Source organism: Actinosynnema sp. NPDC023658 (assembly GCF_040639995.1).
In the GTDB taxonomy this organism is placed as follows: Bacteria; Actinomycetota; Actinomycetes; order Mycobacteriales; family Pseudonocardiaceae; genus Actinosynnema.
This window is the reverse complement of sequence record NZ_JBFAAX010001100.1, coordinates 1-1752: the sequence shown is the minus strand read 5'-3', so window position 1 is coordinate 1752 and position 1752 is coordinate 1. Positions and strand designations below refer to the sequence as shown.

At 72.5% G+C, this 1752-nt stretch carries 3 protein-coding genes; 2 read left to right on the top strand and 1 reads right to left on the bottom strand.

The window, feature by feature from the left end:
* The coding region (locus tag AB0G02_RS38500) for a substrate-binding domain-containing protein (protein WP_360804936.1) at window positions 1–303 on the top strand (303 nt) is incomplete at its 5' end.
* A 31-nt stretch (window positions 304–334) separates the two neighbouring features.
* On the opposite strand, the gene AB0G02_RS38495 is transcribed toward AB0G02_RS38500, so the two are convergent.
* On the bottom strand, window positions 335–823 hold the full coding sequence (locus AB0G02_RS38495; RefSeq protein WP_360804933.1) for a MarR family transcriptional regulator: 489 nt from the start codon (window positions 821–823) through the stop codon (window positions 335–337).
* A 122-nt stretch (window positions 824–945) separates the two neighbouring features.
* Between AB0G02_RS38495 and AB0G02_RS38490 the strand changes: the two genes are divergently transcribed.
* A partial coding sequence (locus AB0G02_RS38490; protein ID WP_360804930.1) for an FAD-dependent monooxygenase occupies window positions 946–1752 on the top strand: 807 nt, incomplete at its 3' end.

The following is a 1752-nucleotide window of genomic DNA, read 5'->3' as shown; positions in this document are numbered from 1 at the left end:
GAACCCGGCTGCACGGCGGTGTTCGCGGCCAACGACCAGATGGCGCTGGGGCTGCTGCGGGCGTTCCACGAGCGGGGCAAGGTCGTCCCGGCCGACGTCAGCGTGGTCGGTTTCGACGACATCCCGGACTCGGGCTCCTTCGTCCCGCCGCTGACCACCGTGCACCAGGACTTCACCGAGGTCGGCCGCCGCTGCGTCGAACGCGTCCTGCGCCGCGTCCGCGACGAACCGGTCGAGCCCGGCACGAGCCTCGTGCCCACCCGGTTGGTGCTGCGGAACAGCACCGCCGCGCCACCCGCCTGACCGGCCTGCCGCCGACGGGGGCGTCCGGCGGTCAGGTCGCCCGGTCGTCCACGTCGGTGAGGTGCGCGGTCAGGTCGTCGACGAACCGGGTGAGCAGCCGGCCGAAGGTCTCGCGGTCCTCGTCGGACCAGTCGGCCACCGCTTCGCCGAGCCAGTCCAGCACCGTGCCCAGGTAGCGGCCGGCGATCTCGCCGCCCTCCGGCGTCAGCTCGACCAGGCGGGCGCGCTGGTCGTCCGGGTCGGCGGCCCGGCGCACCAGCCCCCGCCGTTCCAGCTCGTGCAGGTGCCGGGTGACGTGCGGTCCGGCCACCTCCATCCGGGTGGCGATCTCGCCCACCCGCAGAGGTTGGCCCGCCGTGCGCAGCGTGAGGAGCACCCGGACCGCAGGCCGGTCCAGCGGGATGCCGATCCGGTCGACGGCGCGCTCGGCCAACTGGCTGCGGTTGAGCACGGCGCCCAGCCGCATCAGGCGCGGCAGCACCGCCGACAGGTCGAGCCGGCCGTCGTCCTTGGCGCTCATCTCACCTCTTACTTACCTAACTTAGGTATATGGTGGACAGGGTCCGCCCACACGGTAGCGACCCTTGTTGTCCGAAGAAGGCTACCTAAGTTAGGTAGTTGTCCAGTCGAGGAGTGGAACGCATGAGCACGGTCTTGATCTCCGGCGCCGGCATCGCGGGTCCGGCGTTGGCCCACTGGCTGCACCGCTACGGCTTCGACGTCACGGTGGTGGAGAAGGCCGGCGCCCCGCGCGGCGGCGGGTACCCGGTCGACATCCGCGGCACGGCCCTGGACGTGGTCGAGCGGATGGGGTTGCTGCCGGAGCTGCGGGCCGCCCACGTCGACACCCGCCGGATCACGTTCCTGGAGCCGGACGGCAGCCCGATCACCTCGATGCGCCCCGAGGCCATGGCCGGCGGTGTGCTGGGGCGCGACCTGGAGGTGCGCCGGGGTGACCTGGCGGAGATCCTCCACGCCACCGTCCGGGACGACGTGGAGTTCCTCTTCGACGACAGCGTCGAGACCCTGGACGACCACGCCGACGGCGTCGACGTCACCTTCCGCGGCGGCGACCACCGCCGGTTCGACCTCGTCATCGGTGCGGACGGCCTGCACTCCGGCGTCCGATCCCTGGTCCTCGGCCGCGAGGAGCGGTTCCACCGCTACCTCGGCCACTGCTTCGCCGGCTTCACCCTGCGCAACGACTTCGGCCTGTCCCACGAGGGCGTCCTCTGGAGCGAGCCGGGCCGGGGCGCCGCCCTGTACGCCGTGGGGGAGGGCGAGGACATCCACGGCTTCCTGAGCTTCGCCCGTCCGGAGCCCCCGTTCGACGCCTTCCGCGACCCGGCCGCCCAGCGCGACCTGGTCGCCGCCGTGTTCGCGGAGGACGGTTGGGAGGTGCCCCGGCTGGTCGCCGCCATGCGCACCGCCGACGACCTCTTCTTCGAC